At 43.6% G+C, this 20,647-nt stretch carries 20 protein-coding genes; 4 read left to right on the top strand and 16 right to left on the bottom strand.

Annotation, left to right across the window (positions count from 1 at the left end):
* Positions 1-110: 110 nt before the first annotated feature.
* Complete coding sequence (locus KHA99_RS29255; protein WP_213121020.1) at positions 111-1,202, bottom strand: CotH kinase family protein; 1,092 nt, start codon at positions 1,200-1,202, stop codon at positions 111-113.
* Positions 1,203-1,397: 195 nt separating this feature from the next.
* Here KHA99_RS29255 and KHA99_RS29250 point away from each other — a divergent pair, with 195 nt between their 5' ends.
* A complete protein-coding gene (locus tag KHA99_RS29250) occupies positions 1,398-1,742 on the top strand; it encodes a CotG/ExsB N-terminal domain-containing protein (protein ID WP_213121019.1) in 345 nt (114 codons plus the stop codon).
* A 104-nt stretch (positions 1,743-1,846) separates the two neighbouring features.
* Here the strand turns inward: KHA99_RS29250 and KHA99_RS29245 are convergent, their stop codons facing one another.
* The 11 genes from KHA99_RS29245 to eutL form a co-directional block, all read right to left on the bottom strand.
* Positions 1,847-3,382, bottom strand: coding sequence for an amino acid permease (locus KHA99_RS29245; protein WP_213121018.1), 1,536 nt, complete (start codon positions 3,380-3,382; stop codon positions 1,847-1,849).
* A 22-nt stretch (positions 3,383-3,404) separates the two neighbouring features.
* On the bottom strand, positions 3,405-3,542 hold the full coding sequence (locus tag KHA99_RS29240; protein ID WP_213121017.1) for a hypothetical protein: 138 nt from the start codon (positions 3,540-3,542) through the stop codon (positions 3,405-3,407).
* A gap of 48 nt (positions 3,543-3,590) precedes the next feature.
* The gene (gene eutC / locus KHA99_RS29235; RefSeq protein ID WP_372447648.1) at positions 3,591-4,448 is read right to left on the bottom strand and encodes an ethanolamine ammonia-lyase subunit EutC; all 858 of its coding nucleotides are present in this window, start codon (positions 4,446-4,448) and stop codon (positions 3,591-3,593) included.
* 18 nt (positions 4,449-4,466) lie between these two features.
* Positions 4,467-5,828, bottom strand: a complete 1,362-nt coding sequence (locus KHA99_RS29230) for an ethanolamine ammonia-lyase subunit EutB (protein WP_213121016.1) — start codon at positions 5,826-5,828, stop codon at positions 4,467-4,469.
* Positions 5,829-5,989: 161 nt separating this feature from the next.
* Positions 5,990-7,414, bottom strand: a complete 1,425-nt coding sequence (locus KHA99_RS29225) for an ethanolamine ammonia-lyase reactivating factor EutA (protein ID WP_249367015.1) — start codon at positions 7,412-7,414, stop codon at positions 5,990-5,992.
* A gap of 49 nt (positions 7,415-7,463) precedes the next feature.
* The gene (locus KHA99_RS29220) at positions 7,464-7,904 is read right to left on the bottom strand and encodes a EutP/PduV family microcompartment system protein (RefSeq protein ID WP_213121014.1); all 441 of its coding nucleotides are present in this window, start codon (positions 7,902-7,904) and stop codon (positions 7,464-7,466) included.
* Positions 7,901-8,239 (bottom strand): ethanolamine utilization microcompartment protein EutS, encoded by a 339-nt coding sequence (gene eutS, locus KHA99_RS29215; RefSeq protein ID WP_213121013.1) that lies wholly within the window; start codon positions 8,237-8,239, stop codon positions 7,901-7,903. Before eutS ends, KHA99_RS29220 begins: the two co-directional genes overlap by 4 nt.
* 21 nt (positions 8,240-8,260) lie before the next feature.
* Positions 8,261-8,536 (bottom strand): EutN/CcmL family microcompartment protein, encoded by a 276-nt coding sequence (locus tag KHA99_RS29210; protein WP_213121012.1) that lies wholly within the window; start codon positions 8,534-8,536, stop codon positions 8,261-8,263.
* Positions 8,533-9,306 carry a hypothetical protein gene (locus tag KHA99_RS29205; protein ID WP_213121011.1) on the bottom strand — a complete coding sequence of 258 codons (774 nt, stop codon included), beginning with the start codon at positions 9,304-9,306 and terminating at the stop codon, positions 8,533-8,535. Before KHA99_RS29205 ends, KHA99_RS29210 begins: the two co-directional genes overlap by 4 nt.
* A 22-nt stretch (positions 9,307-9,328) precedes the next feature.
* Positions 9,329-9,628 carry a BMC domain-containing protein gene (locus KHA99_RS29200; protein WP_213121010.1) on the bottom strand — a complete coding sequence of 100 codons (300 nt, stop codon included), beginning with the start codon at positions 9,626-9,628 and terminating at the stop codon, positions 9,329-9,331.
* A 35-nt stretch (positions 9,629-9,663) separates the two neighbouring features.
* Positions 9,664-10,320, bottom strand: a complete 657-nt coding sequence (gene eutL / locus KHA99_RS29195; RefSeq protein ID WP_213121009.1) for an ethanolamine utilization microcompartment protein EutL — start codon at positions 10,318-10,320, stop codon at positions 9,664-9,666.
* A 264-nt stretch (positions 10,321-10,584) separates the two neighbouring features.
* On the opposite strand from eutL, the gene KHA99_RS29190 reads away from it, so the two are divergent.
* Entirely contained in the window at positions 10,585-11,013 is a 429-nt protein-coding gene (locus tag KHA99_RS29190) for an acyl-CoA thioesterase (protein ID WP_213121008.1), read from the top strand.
* An 86-nt stretch (positions 11,014-11,099) separates the two neighbouring features.
* Here the strand turns inward: KHA99_RS29190 and KHA99_RS29185 are convergent, their stop codons facing one another.
* The 3 genes from KHA99_RS29185 to KHA99_RS29175 all read right to left on the bottom strand — a co-directional run bounded on the left by KHA99_RS29185 (position 11,100) and on the right by KHA99_RS29175 (position 18,339).
* Positions 11,100-14,294, bottom strand: a complete 3,195-nt coding sequence (locus KHA99_RS29185; protein ID WP_213121007.1) for a UvrD-helicase domain-containing protein — start codon at positions 14,292-14,294, stop codon at positions 11,100-11,102.
* Positions 14,287-17,235, bottom strand: a complete 2,949-nt coding sequence (locus KHA99_RS29180) for a PD-(D/E)XK nuclease family protein (protein ID WP_213121006.1) — start codon at positions 17,233-17,235, stop codon at positions 14,287-14,289. The genes KHA99_RS29185 and KHA99_RS29180 overlap by 8 nt, the downstream gene beginning before the upstream one ends.
* A gap of 117 nt (positions 17,236-17,352) precedes the next feature.
* On the bottom strand, positions 17,353-18,339 hold the full coding sequence (locus KHA99_RS29175; protein WP_213121005.1) for a helix-turn-helix transcriptional regulator: 987 nt from the start codon (positions 18,337-18,339) through the stop codon (positions 17,353-17,355).
* A gap of 131 nt (positions 18,340-18,470) precedes the next feature.
* Here KHA99_RS29175 and KHA99_RS29170 point away from each other — a divergent pair, with 131 nt between their 5' ends.
* Positions 18,471-19,184 (top strand): hypothetical protein, encoded by a 714-nt coding sequence (locus KHA99_RS29170; protein WP_213121004.1) that lies wholly within the window; start codon positions 18,471-18,473, stop codon positions 19,182-19,184.
* A gap of 38 nt (positions 19,185-19,222) precedes the next feature.
* On the opposite strand, the gene KHA99_RS29165 is transcribed toward KHA99_RS29170, so the two are convergent.
* Positions 19,223-19,951, bottom strand: coding sequence for a CBS domain-containing protein (locus KHA99_RS29165; protein ID WP_213121003.1), 729 nt, complete (start codon positions 19,949-19,951; stop codon positions 19,223-19,225).
* A gap of 185 nt (positions 19,952-20,136) precedes the next feature.
* Between KHA99_RS29165 and KHA99_RS29160 the strand changes: the two genes are divergently transcribed.
* Complete coding sequence (locus KHA99_RS29160; RefSeq protein WP_213121002.1) at positions 20,137-20,619, top strand: HIT family protein; 483 nt, start codon at positions 20,137-20,139, stop codon at positions 20,617-20,619.
* Positions 20,620-20,647: the final 28 nt, after the last annotated feature.

Raw genomic sequence — 20,647 nt, 5'->3', positions numbered from 1 at the left:
TAAAATAAAAAACGTGAAATCACCGCTGCGATTTCACGTTTTTTATTTATAGAAACTAGTTATGTCCCAGCCTCTTTAAAAACACCGCATCATAAAGGCTGCTGCCTAATTTAGTTAAGCTTTACTATTTCGCTTTGGATATATTTTCTTCGTTCAAGGATGTATTCAGTGATTACCCGAAGTTCCTGGTCAAATTGTGTGATCGAGTCCTTTTTGTAGGGGTCCTGGAGGACATAGGGCCGTATTATTCCAAGCAACTTTTCAACTCTAGGCACCATAAATTCCAATGTAAACTGCTGATTCATAATTTCGACAAGCAGCTTTTGATACTGCTTTCGGAACGAATCCACATCCAAAATTCTTGCCGTTAACGTATTATAGCCCTGAAGCGGAACATAATCCGCCTCCATCATCTTCCCGTTAACATCTCTTCCCCAGGTGGCATCGTAATCCCATGGCATCACCTCGAATAGCCCTGTTTCACCGTTTCGGTAAAGCGAATAATTATGGACAAAACCATCATAGTTGGACGTAAAGATGATGCCCGCAATCCACCGCAAGTATTTTTCAACATCAATATATTTAATAATTCCCCTTTCAAATTCACTTCTAGGAATCGTATTAATGTTATAAATAAACCTTTCTAAAAACTTATCCTCGGACGCCTTCCCAAACTTCTTTTCATAGCCTGATTTCAATGATTTTTTCACGGCTTTATCCAAATCACTCATCAATGAAAAATTCGCATCGCCATCAATGGCGTAATAAATGCTACCAGCGGGAAGGTTTCTTCTTCTTAAAAAATTTTCATCCACCGATTCGATTTCCAAATATATTCCTTCCGGTTTGCCGTTAAGGGTCAAAAAGACATGCTGGGAATATGGTGCTAGGACACCAATCTGAGAAAAGAAATCGAAGGATAATTTATTGCGGATAAGTGATGGGTCCTTATACTCTGCATTTATATGAATTTCACTGGAGCCTTTGAATTTTTTAGGTTTATAAAAAGAAACATAATACGATTTTTTAGAAAAATCACGTATATGGGAACCCCGGTAACTGACATCTACCTCTAATCTTTTTCCATCAATATTTAGCTGTGCGGGGATTGGCATATCCACCCATATATCCCTTCTAAGCTCCTTTAAGTCGCTCGGTTTTATAAAAAGTTTATAGTTTGGCAGTTTTGCGGCTTCGTCCATTCCCTATCCCCCCTCCTTCTATACCTATGATGGAGTAAAAGGGATGTCACGGTTAATTGATTTTTTCCTTTAATAGGCTATTGTCCGAGACCAAGACAAGCATCCATTCGTAAATTGTTAAAAGAGGAGTGGGTGTTAAGAAAATGCACAATTCATTTCGTACTCCCTTTTCTGTAAAAAAAGGAGGTGCTTCAAATGGAAGAAAGAGAATTTTCTCCGGAGGATATTCAAAGAGCTGCTGAAGATGTAGGACGCGGCGGGTTCGGGGATTTCATGTTTATGGATCCAGGCCGTCATCGCGGGACATCTAGCCGTAGAAGAACTTCTAGTCGGACTTCTAGACGAACCTCTAGTCGTCGAAAGATGACATCCAGTAGAAATACGACTCGACGCCGCACATCCAGAAAAAGAACTTCAAGACGCTTAACGCATAATCTGGAATGCACAAACTGGCGAAATACGGGCCAAGGCAGACATCAAACGAAGAGCTGCTGGAAAGACGGCAACATGTGGGTGTTTAAATCACGGAGAAGAGGTTAAAGAATCAAAAGGCGGCAGGTCCGCCTTTTCTTTTTATTCTATTCAGGACACTTTGAAGGTCAGGACCCTGGCACAACGGCAACGAGGTCCTGACCTCTATTTAATTAATGTTTCCCATCTTCAAATTCGCCTTCCAATCTTCTAATTTCATCAATTGATTTTTCGAGTGCTGCCTGTGGGCCTTTGAAGTGTTTTTTATAATAGGTCAAATCCATGATAATTAACAGGATAAACATTCCAGCCAAGGCATAGGCAGCCATTTGGTTCGGCGGAATGATCATCATGATAGAAATGAAGATAATCCAAAGGATGCTGAGAATATTGATCGGCTTGCTCCACTTTCCAAGACTCCAAGGGCCGTAATGCTTTGGCTGAAAGATCCCCTTAGCCTCTGCCTGCAGCTTGAGATAGATGGGAATCCCATATGCAACATACAAACCAACCACACTTACTGCCGTCAGGAAAGCGATGGTGGAGTAACCTGCATCCGGATTCACCAGCTTCGTAATGTAATCAATCAACGCCAGCACAAACGAAAGAATCACAGACAGCCAAATCGCCTTTGCCGGTGTCCGGAACTTCCGGCTGATTTCCGCCCAATGGCGGCTGAACGGCATTCCTTTGTCCCTTGAGAAAGCATACATCATCCTCGAAAAGGAAGTAATCGACGAAAGACCGCAGAAGAACATCGCAAATGTCACCAGCCATAACACGACTGCTCCAAAGGTGCCACCTAGAGCTTCGCTAATAACAAAGATAAAAGCATTATCAGATTTCACCGCACCGGCAGCATCATGAATGGAAAGCGTGACAAATGCCAGCATGATAAAACCAAACACAAATGAAAACGCAACAGAGTTGTAAATTCCCCATGGAGCGCGGACGCGCGGGTGTACTGTTTCTTCAATCGTATGGGCAGATGCATCATAACCAGTAAAGGTCCATTGTGCCTGTAACAACCCGATTAAAAAGGCCAGAACATAAGGCTTATCCGAGAAGGTTTGCCCTACCTGGAATAAGTAATCGACTGGCTGGAGGCCATTTTTTGTAAAAAAAGCCAAGCTCACAACAAGGATGGCGACAACGACCATATGGTACCAGGCTGAAAAGTCGTTCAATTTTGCGACGATTTTAATCCCAACGTGATTGAGGATTCCATGTAATAGGAGAATAACGCCAAAGACAATTAAAGTGGTGGTATCGGTAGAGGTATAACCAAAAACGGTTGCTAGGAGCGGGTCTGCGAATAAGGCGCAAGAGTAGTCGATTCCGGCCACAATTCCAATTTGGCCGATTAAATTAATCCATGCTGTGTACCAGCCAATCCGAATGCCCTTTAAAGCTGCGGCCCAGTGATACAGGGCACCTGCGGTTGGAATAGCGGAAGCCAGTTCGGCAAGTGATGCGGCCACCAGCATCACGAAAAAGGCCACAATCGTCCAGCCAAACCCCATCATACCTGGACCGCCGTACGTTAATCCATGTCCATAGAGAGAAACAGCCCCTGTTAAGATGGAAATAATCGAAAAGGAAATCGCAAAGTTGGAAAATCCGCCCATATCCCGCAGTAATTCCTGGGCATAGCCATAGCGGTTCAGCTGCTTCCTATCCTCCAACAATTGTTGGTCTTTGTTTTTCATTTGTTCCACCCTTTCTGACTGATTATAAGTCATCCTTTCCAACAAAAATTTCATGTTCTTCTTCTTTAAAGGCCCTTACATTTTTATTCGCATGCATGCCAATGGCCGTACCGACCACTAATGTGATGACTACTAATGCAAAGCCGATTACAACCTCCATCACCCAACCTCCTTTCTAAAAAAATCCCAATAGAATGATGAAAGATCACTATAATTCCAGCTTTACTCCGCTTACCTTTTGCTCAAGCATCTTCTTAAGGACGGTACCGATATGGGCACCAGCCTCGACAGGCGGAGTACCAAGCGGGTGGATATTCGAAATGACATTGCGGTCGGATTCAACCACTCCTTTTCGCGGCCGGTAGCACATATAGGCGCTCATTGAACTAGCCGAGACCAGCCCAGGCCGTTCGCCGATTAACAGGACCAACACCTGCGGCTCAAGAATCTCGCCAATATGATCCATGCAAGCTACCCTGCCTCCTTTGACAAAAAACGGGGTTCCAGCGGAAAGGTTATTGATTTTCAAAGAATCCAGTAAGGCCGGATAAACATCCTTTAAATTGGTTTCCACAGCACTAGCACTTAGTCCGTCAGAGACGACAATTTGCACCTGCGGGTGATGGGTGCATTTATCCTTAATGGTCCTTACAGCATTATCGGTTAACATGCGCCCTTTATCAGGCCTTTTTAGATACGTTTCCTTGTTTTCATAGCACGTTTCAACGGTAAATAAATCAAATTCCGCCAAAGTTTTTTCGAGGACCTCGCCGCCAACCGCGTCAATCGCCGCCGCATGGTCGAACTGCAACTTTAACATCGTTTTCGTTAGCGGCCTTGTACCGGTCCGCCAAACGCCAATCCTGGCCGGCGTAGAGGCGATTAAATCAGATACCCCCTCCTGATATACAGCTGCCGGAATAGAGGTCTTCCAGTCATTCTCAGTAAATATCAGTCCATCTTCATTGGTTTTCGCAATTTGTTCTGTTTTAGTTTCAGCGGGGAATTTCCTTTGAAGTTCCTCCATTACTTTTTGAACAATAAATTCAATCTCATTCTCCTGCACTCTCTCCCCCTCCTTTCCTTAAATAAACAGTGTCGGATCACCGGCCCGCTTGGTTAATATTCCGTTCTCCATAATCCCCATCTTCTCAAGCCATTTTTCAAAAAAAGGCGCAGGTCTTAACCCCAGAACCCTTCTGACAGATGCAATGTCATGAAAGCTGGTCGATTGGTAATTCAGCATGCAGTCATCCGCCATTGGAACGCCGATAAGAAAATTGACCCCTGCCGAGCCCAGGAGCACGGCGAGATTTTCCATATCATTCTGATCAGCTTTCATATGGTTTGTATAACAAACATCGACTCCCATAGGAATGCCTTGCAGCTTCCCCATAAAATGATCCTCAAGCCCGGCCCTGATGACCTGTTTGCTGTTGTAAAGATACTCCGGCCCAATAAAACCGACAACGGTGTTGACGATAAACGGCTTATATTTTTTCGCAAGTCCGTAACAGCGGGCTTCGAGCGTTACTTGGTCAATCCCATGATGCGCATCTGATGAAAGCTCCGACCCCTGTCCCGTCTCGAAATACCACAAATTTGGCCCTGTTGCCGTTCCCTCTTTTTGAATCAAATCATTCGCTTCATCCAGCAGTCCAACGCTGATGCCAAACGCTGTATTACCGGCCTCCGTCCCCGCCAGGCTTTGAAATAGCAGATCGGACGGCGCACCATTTTTGATGGCCCGCATCTGGGTCGTGACATGCGCAAGCACACAGTTTTGCGTAGGGATTTGAAAGCGATCGATTTCCTCTTTTGTCATTTGTAAAATTTGTTTGACACTTTCGGCTGAATCAATAACTGGGTTGATTCCGATAACTGCATCACCGATTCCATAACTGAGCGCTTCATACAGAGAGGCTCTGATTCCTTGAATACTATCAGTGGGGTGATTGGGCTGGGCCCTGCCGGCAAGCGTGCCTTTATGGCCAACCGGATAATTACACTGTGTCACGACCTCGATTTTGGATGCTGCTTGAATTAAGTCCAAGTTGGACATAATTTTAGCTGCTGCAGCGACCATTTCACTCGTTAGTCCCCGGCGGATCCGGCTAATTTCCTGGTTTGCCGTAGATTCAGCCAGCAGGTTCTCACGCAGGTCGCTGACAGTCCAATTGGCGATAGATTGGTAGATTTTTTCATTAATAGATTCTTCGATGACACGGGAAACCTCGTCCTCCTCAGGAGGCAGCACGGGGTTATTGCGTATATCACTCAGAGTCAAATCAGCCAGGAGGTGACGTGCTGCAAGCCGCTCCTGAGCGTCATTGGCGGCGATACCCGCCAGTTGGTCCCCCGACTTTTCTTCATTCGCCTTCGCCAGAATCTCTTTTAAGCTATTAAATTCATATGTTTTATTAAGTAAGGTAATTTTGGTTTTCAAATTCCAATTCACCTCCCAGTTCCTTTTTCATATTTTAGGGGTTAACGAGGAGTTACTCGCCTGTTTTTCCGATTTTACTTGTCAGTTCGGCCAATTTACTCGTTGCTTTTCCATTTTACTCGCCAATTTCCCGGTATTACTCGCCAACCAGCTATTCCCGGTTAGGAAAACGCCAGCGTCTTCACGACAACGGGCACCATTGTATCATTCAACGGCTCTCCGATATCAATATAGTCGCCGTGCTCAACCACCACCTGGTCAATACAAATCACGTCCATATCAGCCGCTAACTGCAGTCGCAGCGCCTGCCCCAGGGCTTTAGCCATGTCATTTTCGCAGACTACGACAAGGACTGCTGCCTTAGGAAAAAGCCGTGTATAGACCTTCCCAAGTACTTCCGCCAGTTCCTTTAGCTTTAAATAAGGCAAATAGGGCATTTCCGCTAAACTAATCGCAAACGGCACTTCAAAATTTCCATGGAATAATTCCTTCCCCTGTAAAAAAAACCGTTCAATATACTGCTCCAAAGCTGTATCTGAATAGCTCATTTTAACAACTGGGATGTTTCTTAGCGGCAGATGCTCAGGAGCAATTGATATCGTTGCACCGCTTATTTTCGTTGTCTGCATGCCTGCCCCGATGACCGTAGCCCTCGAGGTTTGCGCCGCCTCCACCACGGAAAGAGGATAGTTTTTTAAAGCTTTAATCAGTTCTCCAGCCAAAATAGGACCGATGTCGTTATATTTCGCCGCATCATCCAATGTCGAAGGCGGCACTTCCAATGCCAGCCTCCCCACACCCCCTGAAATCATGACCTCATCAATCATGGGTAGTGTTTCGGACGAAGCACTGTGAACCAACGACTTAACAGCAGCAATGGGCATCTTCCCCACTAAACAGTCCAGCATGTCTTTGCACAAAACAGAAGAAAGTTCAGAAAGCTGCTTTAATGTCAGCCGCATCCCCTTTTCCACCAAGAAGTTTTTAGAAAAAAGCCAAAGCTGTAAAGATGGGGATACCGCCGAGACTTCACCGGCAGAATCGATTTCGATCAGTCGGCCGCCGACATGAAAGGTTATAGTATCCAACACTTTACCTTGCTGAAAAAAGGCAACGTTAGCAGTACCGCCGCCAATATCGATATTGGCGACAATACCCTTCACCTTTTTTGAGTACTCAGAGGAACCCGAGCCCCGTCCAGCCAATACGCCTTCCAAGCTAGCTCCGGCAATGGCTACAACGAAGTCCCCGGACCGTTCCGCCAAATAATGCAGCAGCGCATCGGCATTTTTCTTAATCGCCGTTTCCCCCGTAATGATTACCGCACCTGACTTGATATCCGATAGTGACAATCCAATCCGTCGATATTCCTGTTCAAGCCAGCCCGCCAATGCCATAAGGTCAATTTCATCTCCATTTTTCATAGGAGTGGAAATTATGTCACTCTCATAGGTGACCTTTCGATCAATAATATCAAAGTGAGGCAGGGCAAAATGGCTCGACACCCTCCCTAACCTCAGTTCGCTTAAAATCAATTTCGTTGTACTTGTGCCAATATCAATGCCGACACTTTTTATTGCTTCCATGCCCAATCTAAAACCCCTCCAGACCGCTATCTGTACCGCTCCTAAAAATTCAAATAAGATTCAATAGGGCCGCCTTCAAATCCGGTATTCCTAAAAGAGTGATGGACGAAATTTTATATATTGAATGATTTGACAAAACTTGCCTCAGCAGTTTTTCAGCCTTTTCCAAATCCGCATTTGGATGGTCTATTTTGGTGATGACACCAATAGGAATCAACGGAAATCCCTGCGCAAAATTCGGCGGCAGGAACTGCTCATGGCGAGTTGCGTCTTGAATGATTAGGAGAATCCGCGCTTCCAATGCTGTCGCGATTAAAGAACGGTAAAACAAAGGATTTTCACTATACTCCCCAGGTGTGTCAATGATCCAATCCATATAGTTTAGTGCCTGTGTTTTGACAGCGGGTGTCGGGTCCTCAAGCAGTCGTTTGGTTAACGTAGATTTTCCTGACCCAATAGGACCAATTAACATCACTTTCCCTTTTTTCATGACCTAGTGATCTCCGCAGGCTCAAATTTCAAATGCCTGCTCAGGAATTGATTGATAGCTTGGATGGCCATTTCTACATTAGAGACCGTTCCGCAGATGACAAGCGACCCGGTAAAGCGGTCCAAATACCCAATCTCGACATCTGCTGCTTTGGTAGCAATATCAGCCGCAATGATGGCGGTCTCCGTTGGAGTCAATGTCAAAATTCCAATCGCCCCCGCTTGACCAATTCCAAGCTTTGTATATAAAGCTTCATCAGGATTGGCTATAATGTGTGCCAATGTCAGCTGCTTCCCCGGTACATATTCCTGAATGACGCGCTGCTTTTTCTCCATCCATCTTCACACCTTTAATCGCTATTCTTCCCCTTCTCCTACCTCAAGGGAATCGACAATTCCAACCACCACTGCATCGATCGGGGCATTTTTTGAAAAAATAGCCCTTGCCGGACTGCCCCGTGAAACAATTACACGTTCACCGCGGCCGGCTCCAATTCGATCAGCAGCAATAATCGGAGCCCCTGCCGGCTCCCCTTTCCAGTTGATAGGCTCAATGATCAGCAGCTTCAGTTGGCTCATGCCATCCTCCTTTTGAGTAGCCCAAATGCTGCCCATGACCTTCCCAAGAATCATCCATCCGCCCCCTCTTCAATGACTTTTACCCCTTTTTCCTTCAGAAAATCCTTTGCCAACGGTGTCAGGATCGTCCCTTTCCTAATATTCAATGTCTTCGAGATTCCCAGATTCCCAGCAAGCCATTCCACTGTTAACACCTTTCCTATAAAGGTCCCCCCGGATTGTTGGTCCTTTTTTTCTTGGAAAAACAAACTAATAATTTCTTTATGCATATAGGATTGCTTGAAAAAACGAATACCAAGGTTGGTGAGTTCCTGCTTATAGGACTCAAATCGTTTCTTTAGTGGGAGCGGTAAATCTAGCGTTTTTAGGGTACAGCGGTCGGCCCGTTTGATACCGGGAGAATCACCGCCAACGATGACCGGTTTCTGGAGAACGAGGGCCGCAAAGATAATTTCCGATTTCACAGAACCCTTTAATCCATGACAGACACGGGCGGCGTTATCCAAGTCGATTTCCGGGATGACAATGGCATCATAATCCTTTGGCAGCTCAATCGGTGCTTTGGCATACTCGTCCGCTGCTACTACCTGCCCTGCTCCGGTGGCTTGGATATAGCTGCCCCCAAGCCATCCTGATGTCTCACCGTCAAGTAACAGAAAATCATAATCTATCGGATGTTTTTTTAGGACCATCAATTGGTCAACAAAGGGCTCGTGCGCTGAACTGTCACAAAATACAAACAGGACTTTTATTCTAGGAGTCTCTTGTTCGATAAGTTCACGAGTAATCCGTTCTACCAATTTCTGCAGCTGTCCTTTATCCATTTTTAACACTCCCAACCGCCATTTACGTTATGCTTTGCCCTTCCAGTTTCGGGAGAATCAGTTCAATATCGGAGTGTGGCCTTGGTATCACATGGACGGAAATAAGTTCTCCCACCTTGGACGCTGCGGCTGCCCCGGCTTCTGTAGCAGCCTTGACAGCACCAACATCACCGCGGACCAATACCGTTACAAGCCCGCCCCCGACCTGAACCTTCCCTACCAAACTAACATCCGCGGCTTTCACCATCGCATCCGCAGCCTCAACCGCTCCCACCAATCCCTTTGTTTCAATCATTCCTAATGCCGACGTTTCTCGTCCCATTTTTGGAACCTCCTTCATTTTTTTAACCATCTCTCCTAAAACATCTTATGTGGATACTGAGCTATTTTTTGAATTGTGTCCGCAAAGACTTCCGCTGCTGCTTTACAGGAGGATTGGCTTCCCGTCAGAAGCCCCCCGCCAAAGTTGGTTTCTGTCGGCGGGCCATAAAAAACGCAAATCCTTACGTCTGCAGCCTTCAACGCTGCATCCAGCCCCACCATCGCCTCAAGCGGAGGAGCAATTAAATACGCTAGTGATTCCCCCGTTTCAATCCCGGCTAAACTCGATAAAAACGAACCCGTTCGAGAAATGGTATGGGCAAAGTAGGCATGATTCCCAGCCTCGTCCACCGCATAAAAAGCCGGACCCTCATTGATCATCCTTACAGCTACCTCCAAGCCGCTCTTCACTTCAGATGGTGTAGCCCCTCCTAAAATTCCAATAAACTCTCCCGATAATGGACCTGAAGCATGTGCGGCCCCGGCATAAAAAGACTTTGCATATACGACTTCCACTGCGGCCATTTTCGTGGCCTCATCAATCGCAGTATAGCCGACATCATCACTCGTGCTGGTAACCAGCCCCAAACTTTTGACGTGGTCCGGAACCTTCAATGCCTCTCTTAATCCCTCATCAACATTTGGTATCAGCTGACTTGCCAAGGCTTGGGCAGGTAATCTTTGTAGCCTCATGAGTTCCACTCCCTATTAGCAAAAAGGGTGCCCTGATGGCAGTATGACACTTCATCTAAGGCACCGATGTCAATCTCTATTCAATTTGCTAGGTTACTACATCCTATTATTCTTAATTCAATTTATGCAAAAATTCCTAATTTAGAATTTCCTTGATCATTTGATATATAAAAAGACCTTCAAAAAAAGGAAATGAAAGGAATTAACAGAATAAATAGATTAGAGGGAATCATCCTTATCAAAATTTAAAAAAGGTGGTTTACAATGGTTAATGATTTTCGTTTTTCACATCGCCTGAAGGTCCGCTATTCTGAAATTGACGGTCAGAAGATTGTTTTTAACGCTCACTATATGACTTATATAGATGTTGCTGTTACTGAATATTTCCATGAGGGATTGAAGTTAGACTTTGAAGAGGCCGATTTTGATTTTGTTCTGGCAAAATCTACTTTGGAGTTTAAAAAGTCGGCAGAATTGAATGACTGGCTGAACATTTGGTGTAAAATGTCCAAGATAGGTAACACGAGTATGACCCTGAATTGCATGATTACTAGAGATGGTGAAACAGACCCAATTCTTTTAGCCGAAATTATTTACGTCAGCTATGATGCTAAAACAAAAACAACCCGGCCAGTGCCAGCTCTAGTTCGCAGTCGAATTGAAGAATTTGAGAACGGCTTATTGACCCCGTAATTATTGAGATAAATAACTAGTATGCACAAAAAAGGCGGCCGTCTTTTTAAGGGGCCGCCTTTTACTTCGTAATAATACTATTTTTTTTAAAAAATCCGATTCGGTGCAAGGAAATAAAGACATTGCTGGCCAACCGCTTCTCTAGTCAGTTCCTCCCATGCTCCCTTATAAAAGGCCAGCTGGCTGCTATAAAAGTCACGAAGTTTTTCATAATCCTCCTCGTGGACAGCCCGGTCTGTCTTATAATCGACAATGGTCCATTTGTTATTCCTTTTATAAATAAGGTCAATGACCCCTTTTACATAGAAAGGATGCTTGTCCTTTGGACCCGCGGTAATCTGTGAATAAAGCGGGTGACCTTTAACCACTTTAAAGGTAAATGGCACTTCCGTAAGAACCTCATCTGCCGTCCGCAGCTCGTCCCAAAGGGAAGAATTTTTAAATTGGTCTAAATAGGCCGTGACTTCCGTCTCTTTTTCTTCATCCAATCCATGTTTGCTTAACGCAATTTTTATATAATCCGCAACATCATAACCCTGGACCGCTTTTTCAAAAACATCATGAACAACCGTGCCCCATTCCTTGCCGCCTCCAGATTCTCGCTCAATCGTCAGTTCTGAATAATCCTTGTCCTTTGTTGGCGTCCAATGATCGTAGGTCTTCATTTTGCTTGGTTCAAGCCAAGCAAGCTTATTTGAGGTTTTTGCTTGGAATTCACTGAGGGTGATTTCCTTTGGTACAGATTTATTATCCCAGACATCTATTTCAGGAACCTCAAGCTCCTCGATCGCTTCCATCGCAAACAGAATATTCCATGGGTTTTTCTTGTTATTCCCGTTGGCACTGATTATCAAAGCTTTCTCCGCACGGGTGGCGGCCACATAAATTATCCGAAGTTCTTCCTCCGTAAGATACTTTAGCTCCTCCGCTTTATGAATCTCCCACTCCTTGGGAATCGCCGTCTCCCAGGACTGGTAGCCGTTATCCACCTTAAACATGAAGTACCCTTTTGAAGTCAGGTCCTCGCGTTTAATGTGCTTTGATAAAAACGATTCTGGGCTAACCGACTTGGCCGGATGGGCTAAAAAGACAATCGGTGCCTCAAGTCCCTTTGCCTTATGGACATTCATGAGGCGCACGGCATCTGCTTCTTCTTCCAAATTGGCGACAACCGATTTTTCAAAAATCATTTCGGTAAGGGTTTCTATCACCTGCTTATAGGTTGTCTTTCCTCCCGCCTCCTGTTTTCTCAAGGCCTCAAGCATTTGCAGCAGGCTTTTATAGGTTCGTTTGCCATGTTCATGCATTAATAGCAAGGGGTAGAAACCAACATCCTCGATCATTTTTTCAATTGCAGCTGTCGGCGGCAGGTTGCGAATCATTCGTTGATAATAATTTAGTTTCGAAATGGTTGTTTTAAATTTATCCTTAACGGTTGGTGCCAAATCTGCCGGAATATCGGTGTACAGCGAAAAGCGCCCCTTGGCCCGCTTCCATTGATACAATTCATCATCACTGATTCCAAAGAAAATCCCGCGGAGGACGGCAACAAAGCTTACCTCATCTGTCGGATCAAGGAAGGATTTTAAGAGAATCCATAGATCCTGAAACTCTCTCGTTTCACCAAGGATGACCTCGCCGCTGATGCTGACCGGAATGCCGGCATCCTCCAAAACTTTCGCATAAACAGCAACCCCGTCATTATATCTGGTCAGCACCATAAAATCCCGTGCCCGATGTCCTTGCCCGATAAGATTCCGAATCGAAAGCGCAATATTTTCTGCATCCTTATGGATAACTTCCTCTTTCTTAGAAAAATCTGCCGGGACCGTCAACCGCTTTACGCCGGAAAATTCGTTTCCCGAATCTACGTGATAAGAGATCAATGGACGGTATGCCGCTTGGTAATCGGTCTCTACTTCTGGCAGATGATGTTCAAAAACCGTATTTAATTCGGTTGTGACCGAATCTAAGGTACGGAAGTTCGTCGTCAGCTGCAGCACTTCCCCGCCATGCTCCTCAATTAATTGTTTGACACGGTTATAGGTGTCAATATCGGCCCGGCGGAAACGATAGATGGCCTGCTTTGGGTCCCCGACGACAAAGAGTGAGCCCGGTTTTGGCTTGCAGCTTGTCCAGTTTTTCTCATTCGGGTCCTCACTGGTTAAATAGAACATAATCTCTGCTTGCAGGGGATCGGTATCCTGAAATTCATCGACGAGCAGGTAACGGTACTTTCCTTGAAAATAACTGCGGACCTCAGCGTTTTCCTTCAGCAGCCTGGATGTATGCATCATTAGATCCTGAAAATTCAGCAAGGACCGTTCTTTTTTTAGCTGTTCGTATGTCTGAACCGCACCCTTTAGAAAGGCAATAATCTTAGGATGGCAATATTCCTTCCAGGCTTGAATCAGAGGCTTGATTTTCACCGCAAATTCTGATGAGATTTTCTCTTCATAAAATTTGGCATCTTCCTTGGACGGCCAGCGGTTATAGGTTGGCTTTAAATTCTTATCGAACAAAGTAAAAATACCAATGATATCCGTTTCCTTCGGAGAATCTAAAAACCTTTCCCGTTGCACGGCCATCAAAATTGCCTTTTGCAGGGTGTCATAGCCCCTTTCTGGCTCCTGTTCCGGCACGCTTTTCCGTGCTTCCCTTATGATATTCATAAATGTTTGGTAGTCCGCAAACATCTCTGGTTTTGGTACAGATTCTGCGACCCACTCTACATCAGAATATTCCTTAACATCCTTTAGCCATGGAAACAGGTTATCCGTTGAGATACCTAATCGTTCCATTTCTTCAAGCTGACCGGGGGCGTAATCCATCAAGTCTTGGAGATGTTTTTGCCAAGCTTCCTCCAAAACATCGGCATCATCCGACTCCTCAAGTTCCTTAAAGGTTAAGTCCAATTTTGCCTCAATAGGCCGCTCCCTTAGCAGCTTGGCGCAAAAGGAATGAACCGTGCCAAGAAAGCAGCGTTCTATATTTTTCACGGCCTCTCCGAAACGGAATTCCGCATCAAGGTCCGATTCCTTATTCCAAGCCTCTTCTAATTTAGCTTGAAAGCGGACCTTCAGCTCATCTGCAGCTTTCCTAGTAAAGGTAATGGCGACAATCTGGTGAATCTCAGCACTTCCGGTATATATAAGGTTGACCATCCGGTCCACAAGGCTCGTCGTTTTCCCTGAACCGGCGCCTGCTTCCACCAAGAAATTCGTTCCAAGTTCATGCTTTATTTTTTCGCGGGCAGCTTGGTCAAATATCACCTTAGTCATAGGCCCGCACCCCCTTTAACTTCTGGTTAGATTGTTTCATTTCAAGGGTATCTTGATTGTAAAAATGGCGGCGGCAGACAAGCTTAAATTCACAGTACTTGCAATCCTCTATGTCATCCGTCATTTCAAAATGTCCATGTTTAATTACATCAATTAATTTTTCCAAAATATCTAACCCATTGGTTCTGAGGGTGGCATCCTGTTTCCTGGTGAATCGCTCGGCCATCCCCTTTACGGTTGGAAAATAATATGAGCTTTCTTCCACGGCCCCCTCACCAAGCTGAAGATGCTGCTCAATCGCCAAGGCATAAATCATATGCTGAAGCTGACGGCCGCCTTTAAAGGCGCCATTTTTCTTATATCCGTAGGTGCTTCCTGTTTTGTAGTCAATGATGTGGTAGGTTCCGTCACTTGACCTATCCACACGGTCAATGATACCAGAAATCCTTAATTCTCCTGAAGGAAGCTTGATGACTGCAGGTTCTTTCCCGCCTATTCCAAAGGAATATTCAAAGTCAATCGCCTCATACTCTTCGCTATGGCGCTCCTCTTCCTTAAGAAAAATTTTGCAGCACTCCAGAATATCATTCATTTCCCTTAAAAAAATGCGTTCATTTGGCGGCGGCAACACTTCCTTTTGCTGCTCAACTAAACTAGTTGCTAAAGCAATGAGCTTGTCTAAATGAAGCGCATATGAAGGCTTAGCATTTTCCTTTTTTAACTGCTTATAAAAATTTTCAAAAATGCTGTGCAGAAGACTTCCCCTCAAGGCAGGATTGAGCCATTTGTTGGCATTAAACGAAATTTCCTCAATTGGCTTGACGCGCAGCACTTCTTTTAAGAAATAAGAATATGGACACTTGGCAAGCGTTTCAAGTTTTCCGGCGCTCATCTTTTTCTTCTGATTAAGGAGTGGGTCATCTTCGTTCGTGTCAATCTGAACAAGACCGTCAAATTCAGAAAAACCACTTGAATTCCGCCTGATTTCCGCCTCCACCCCGTGCTCTAAATTCGCAAAATGACCAAGAATTCCCTTAGTCAATTTGGCAGGCTGATTATCGGCTAATTTTTCATTCCAGTAATCTTTATCATCCAAAATATCGCCTGCAATGATGGAGGTTGGAAGTAATTTCAATGCTTTAAAGTCTGCAGTTTGATCTCCGGTCATAAGGCGATAACATTGCAGGACCACAAATGCTGGATTCATGACACGGTTATCATTGATATCAAAATGACAATAGCTGACTGTTACGGTTCCGGCAGATTGTGCCATTACCTGCAATAATGTATATAAATTGATCTGGCCCTTTTCGCTCCGCAGCGGCAGGCTGCTGCTTAGTTTTCTCCGTTCCAAATCTAAGAGCAGCGGGTCCTCACCGGCATTACCTGGAAACTTTTTATTATCGAGACCGACAAAAAACACGTTTTTGCGATTATTATAAATTCCTTTTTTATAGGAGGTTACATGAAGATGCCCCGGTTTCGATCGTGATTGCTGAACCCGAAGCGACAGCAGCAAGTCCTTCACCTTTTCAATTACGTCATATTTAGGCAAGGCTTCTTCTGCGAATGGAATAATTTTTTCAATCCCCTCAAGCAATGCAGTTTTGCTAATCTCATCCAAGCCTGAGCTGGTTTTGCTGAAATTTTTTAAAATATAAGCAATACCTGTTAAGCATTTTTTATAGTTAATTGTTAAATCAAAGGCCGGCAGCTTTTTGAAAATGGAAGAGAACCACTGCTTTAACCATGAAAATTCCTTTAATCGAGTTTCATAGTATGGGTCTTCAGAGTTTAAATTTTCAATTTCCGCCACTAGACACGCCCCATACCTCTCCTCTGACCAACCAATCTGTAAATCCCTTAAAATCCTGGCCATTCTTGTTTTTGACGGGGCCTCATCATCCAATTCGAGGAGCCCTTCATTTAACAAATCAAGAAATGCTTGCACACTATAATTCGACTGAATCCATTCCAGCAGACCTGAAACTAGACGGCCGGGACGGCTGAAGGAAATCGGCAGCCCTTCCCCGTAAGTAACCGGAATGTCTATTCGCTGGGACAAATGATAAAAAAGGGTAACATAGGAATCAGCGCTAGTATAGTAGATGACATTTTCATCAAGCGATGATTTGGACTTTTTTATCTGCTCCAGAATTTGTTTCACTTCCAGTTCTTCAGTTTTGGCGGTGAAAATATGCAAATCAGGCTTACCGCCTACCTGATCCTGTTGATAAAGATAGCTGAGTGGTGCGGGCTCACCCCAGCGAACAGAACTCAAGCTAGTCCGCTCAGGTAAATCGATGCCAAAAACGAGTGCCAGTGGAAGTTTAGCAGTGTTTTCAGGCAGAATTTTTTCAAGAAGTTGTTCTTCGAGTTGTGAAAGTTGTAAATTAGACTGCAGAATAAACAATTTCTTTTCATCAATTAGGGCATATTCCATTGCTTGAGTTAACAGGTCAGCTCTGTCGATGAGTGTATTCGCTTGCAAAAGCTCTTCATACCCTGCAAGTATTTCAGCCATGTCCGCGGCTTTGTCCGGTGCCACAAAGGCATTCGCGTTCAAATTCTCTTTGGTATAACCGGTAAGCCGCAATGTTTGAATGGCCGAGTAAATGGCATGGCTGAAGGACGGGGTAATCTCCATTCCTGAAAAATAATGGAGAGCCCCCTGTTCCTTTAATCTTTTAAGCAGTGTATACGTAATATGAACCCCAACCGTCTGGTCGAGCAATTCCGTAGGCTGGCCTGCATTCAATTCAACAATGCTCTTGGCCAGATCCAAAACAGTTCGATATTTAAGATTAACCGCCTGAAAGTCTTTTTTTATGAAGGCTTCGTTTATTTGTTCGCCAATTGTATGAGAATCGACAATGACAATTTTCTCGCGAAAGGGATCTCTCATACAAATTTCATTAAGTTCATTTACTAAAGATTCCATAAAAAAATCTCCTTGTATCAATTTACAATTAGTTACATTTTTATTATCTCACATTTCCTTCCAAATGGTTTACCATTTTTGGTAAAACTAAAAAGAGGCGGGCTTTAAGACCTTCCTCTATTCATAGGTTTGATTCATTTTTTGAATTTCCGCTTTTATTTCTTCCACTAAATCCCGAGGCTCAAGCACCTTTACATCACTTCCCCAGTTAAGCAGCCAGCGGACAAGACCTTCGCTTCTGTTTGCTTTTACCCTAAGCCAGCCAAAAGCTTCATCAATTTTTTTCATATCGGCACCAAGCCCAAAGTAATCGATCATGACATTCACCAAGGACTGTTTAAACTTCAGTGTAATCCACTGTTCTTTGCCAGCGTACATATTAAAGGATTTGTTAATGTAATCAGAGATATTGATATCAGCCTTAAAGAAAAAATCCTCCGTGCATTGGACGTTCCGCATCCGGTCTACCCTGAAATGGCGGAACTTCTCCTCACCGTTTAAGATCCCTATCAAATAGTAATAATCATTTTTCCAAATGAGTGCGTGCGGGCTGACCTCATAAAATTCACCATTGCGCTGGAGGACAAAATTTTTATCAATATCGAATTTACCATATTGAAACTTAATTTTTAAACTTTCATTAATTGCAATTTGAATTTGGTCAATTTCATACCGCAGCTGCTGGTAGGTACTGCGAATCGAACTTTCATAATGTGTCGGATTCGGAAGCTTGGCTGCAAGATGCTTGCTGGTCAGACCCTTCACCTTTTCTATCAACTGTTCTGCCTCTTTTTTTGTAATAAAACGTGCTGAAAGGATAGCGTTTATTAAAAGTCTCAATTCGTACTGCTCGAACCGCTTATTTTTATGACTGTAATATTTCTTCCCAGCTGCTCCCCTGGTAACAAAAATTTCGAAACGCTGGTTAGTTAAATCCTCGATGTCACGAAGAATGGCACGCTGTTCAAATTCAAAACCCGGTCCAAACTCCTGACGAAGTCTTTCAATTATTTCTCCCATTGAAAGCTCATTCGTTTCATCTGTTTCATTAAATAAAATTTCCCGCAACTTAAGCAGACGCTCTCCGCTTGGAGGCTTAGTCATCTAAAATCACCTTTCTTAAAAAAATTCCTTCTACCAGAATTCTACGTTAGTACTCATTTTACCTTCATGAAATATATTTTGGAAACTCGGACATAATAACCTCGATTAAACTTGAAAGGATGGGATGTTTGATGTCGTTAGAATGGTTTGACCGAGTTTGCAGTGAATTACAGGATCATCTTGAATCGATTTGTGAAGAATACGATCAAGCTGGCCACATGAAGATTGAGAGAGCTGCCAAGCATCCTAGGGTTGAGTTTTTTGTGGAGACCGCAGATGTTGATACTGAGGAACTAGACCGAGATTACTTTTGTACGCTGTTTTTTGACCCGCAAAACGAAGAATTTTATATTGACAGTTACGATGTTGACAGTGGTCATACTGCAAAAATCATTCTTTCAGACATTGAGGAGATTGTCGATGAGGTACATGAAAGTCTCCATGATTACATAAACGGCGAGGACCATTATACCGATGATGGGGTTTATCTTCAATCTGATGATGAATATTGTGAAGACGATGAAATTGAAATGGCGGATGATGACGAGGAGTATTTTGAAGGCGCACAAATAAACCGCGATGAAATTTTTGAAGAAATTGACGTTGAATGGTCCACCCCAGAGGTAACGGCCTTCAAGCATGAGGATGAAGTGGAAGTAACTTATCAGTTTGGCGTTGTTCAGGAAACCGGTGACGGTGTACTGAAGAGGGTCAACCGAATTTGGACGACCGAGGACGAGTTAATCAAGGATGAATCGCATTTTATTTTCAGTAAAGAAGAGGCGAGCACGATTATCGCGATGATTGCGAGCCATATGGATCAGTTAAGCGAATTTGATTTTTAAATAAGGAAAAGGGTGCTTTTTTAACGAGCACCCCTTTTTCATTCAACTGTATAATCAATCTGAATTAAATCCCATGGAGTAATAATGCCAAGCGGCTTTTCACCTGCATTTCCATTTTCCGTGATCACGACTGCTTCTAATTTATTCTTCTTTTTATGAGCCTTTTCAAAAATGTTTTCCACCTCGAATATATTAATCTCTTTTGAAATGAACTCTATTGACTGTTTCTTTTCAACCTTCATAATATCTGCAATCCGAACATCCGCCAGATTGACGATGCCGCTTTCCATATGCTGCGCCATCCATTTCATGATAGAGCCAGCGGTCAAAAGGCCGATGCACTTTTGATTTTTATAAATCGGAAACTTCGAATATCCATGCTGTTTAATGGCAGCAGTTACCTTTAAAATACTATCGTTTTCATCAAAGAAAACAACGTTCTTGGTTGCAATCGTAGGGGCGTAATTCGGCCTGCTTAAGATATTGGCGATTTTTTCGATATGATGGACCACTTTAGCATTGGGTTCTGCAATATAGAAGCCCACTGCCATCTTTTCGTGTACAATAGCATTCCGAAGTCTGGCATATTGCTCCAAATCCTTTTTAAAGGTTTCTATGACTTGATACTTTTTTGCTCCTACCTTCACTAATACAACAAATCTTTCATCATTGATCTGGACAATATCCCGAAGTGCATCATGGACCTGATTAAAGGCGACCTCGAAGCGCTCGGACAGAAGCTGATCCTGTTTATTTGCCGGTTTCATTGTTCTCTCCCATGTGAATGCTTTTTCTCTATTATACATTTTTTCATGGGTGGGAAATCAATTGAAAATACTTGTTAATAACTCCACCAAGCTTTATGTTAGATTTAACACAGTTGGAAAAATCTATTCCCTTTTCCATGTTTAGTGTAATATTGTTTGGATACTACATATTCTAAGGAGCCGATATGCGAACAATTACTCTATCAAATGGTCAAACAGTAGAAGTAGAATGTTTAAGCTGTGCCTTAACTAGCGGACTAATCCATCCGGATGGCGGGGTCATAATCGAAACAGACCATTTTCATGCCCATCAGGATGTCGCCTATCCCATTGAAGGCTTGGTTATCTTGGCTTCGAAGCGACATATTAAATGCTTTGATGAACTGACAGATACAGAAAAACACGATTATATTAATCTACTAACAAAAATCAGAAAAGCCCAAAGAGAAACGCTTGGTATTGAGTATGTTTATTACTTTTACAACGAGGACACTAGCCACCATTTTCACACCTGGCTTGTCCCCCGCTATGAATGGATGTATGATTTTGGCCGTTCGATAGAGTCCGTGAGACCGGTGCTGCTTCATGCCCGGAACAATATGATTGACGAAGAGAATAGACGAAAGGTATTTGCAGCGATTAAAGCATTAAAAAATGAATTAAATTAATATTTTCATGAAGCAAAATGATTTAAAA

The sequence above is a fragment of the Neobacillus rhizophilus genome (genome assembly GCF_018343535.1).
Taxonomy (GTDB): domain Bacteria; phylum Bacillota; class Bacilli; order Bacillales; family Cytobacillaceae; genus Neobacillus; species Neobacillus rhizophilus.
This window is presented reverse-complemented; position numbering and strand designations above follow the sequence as displayed.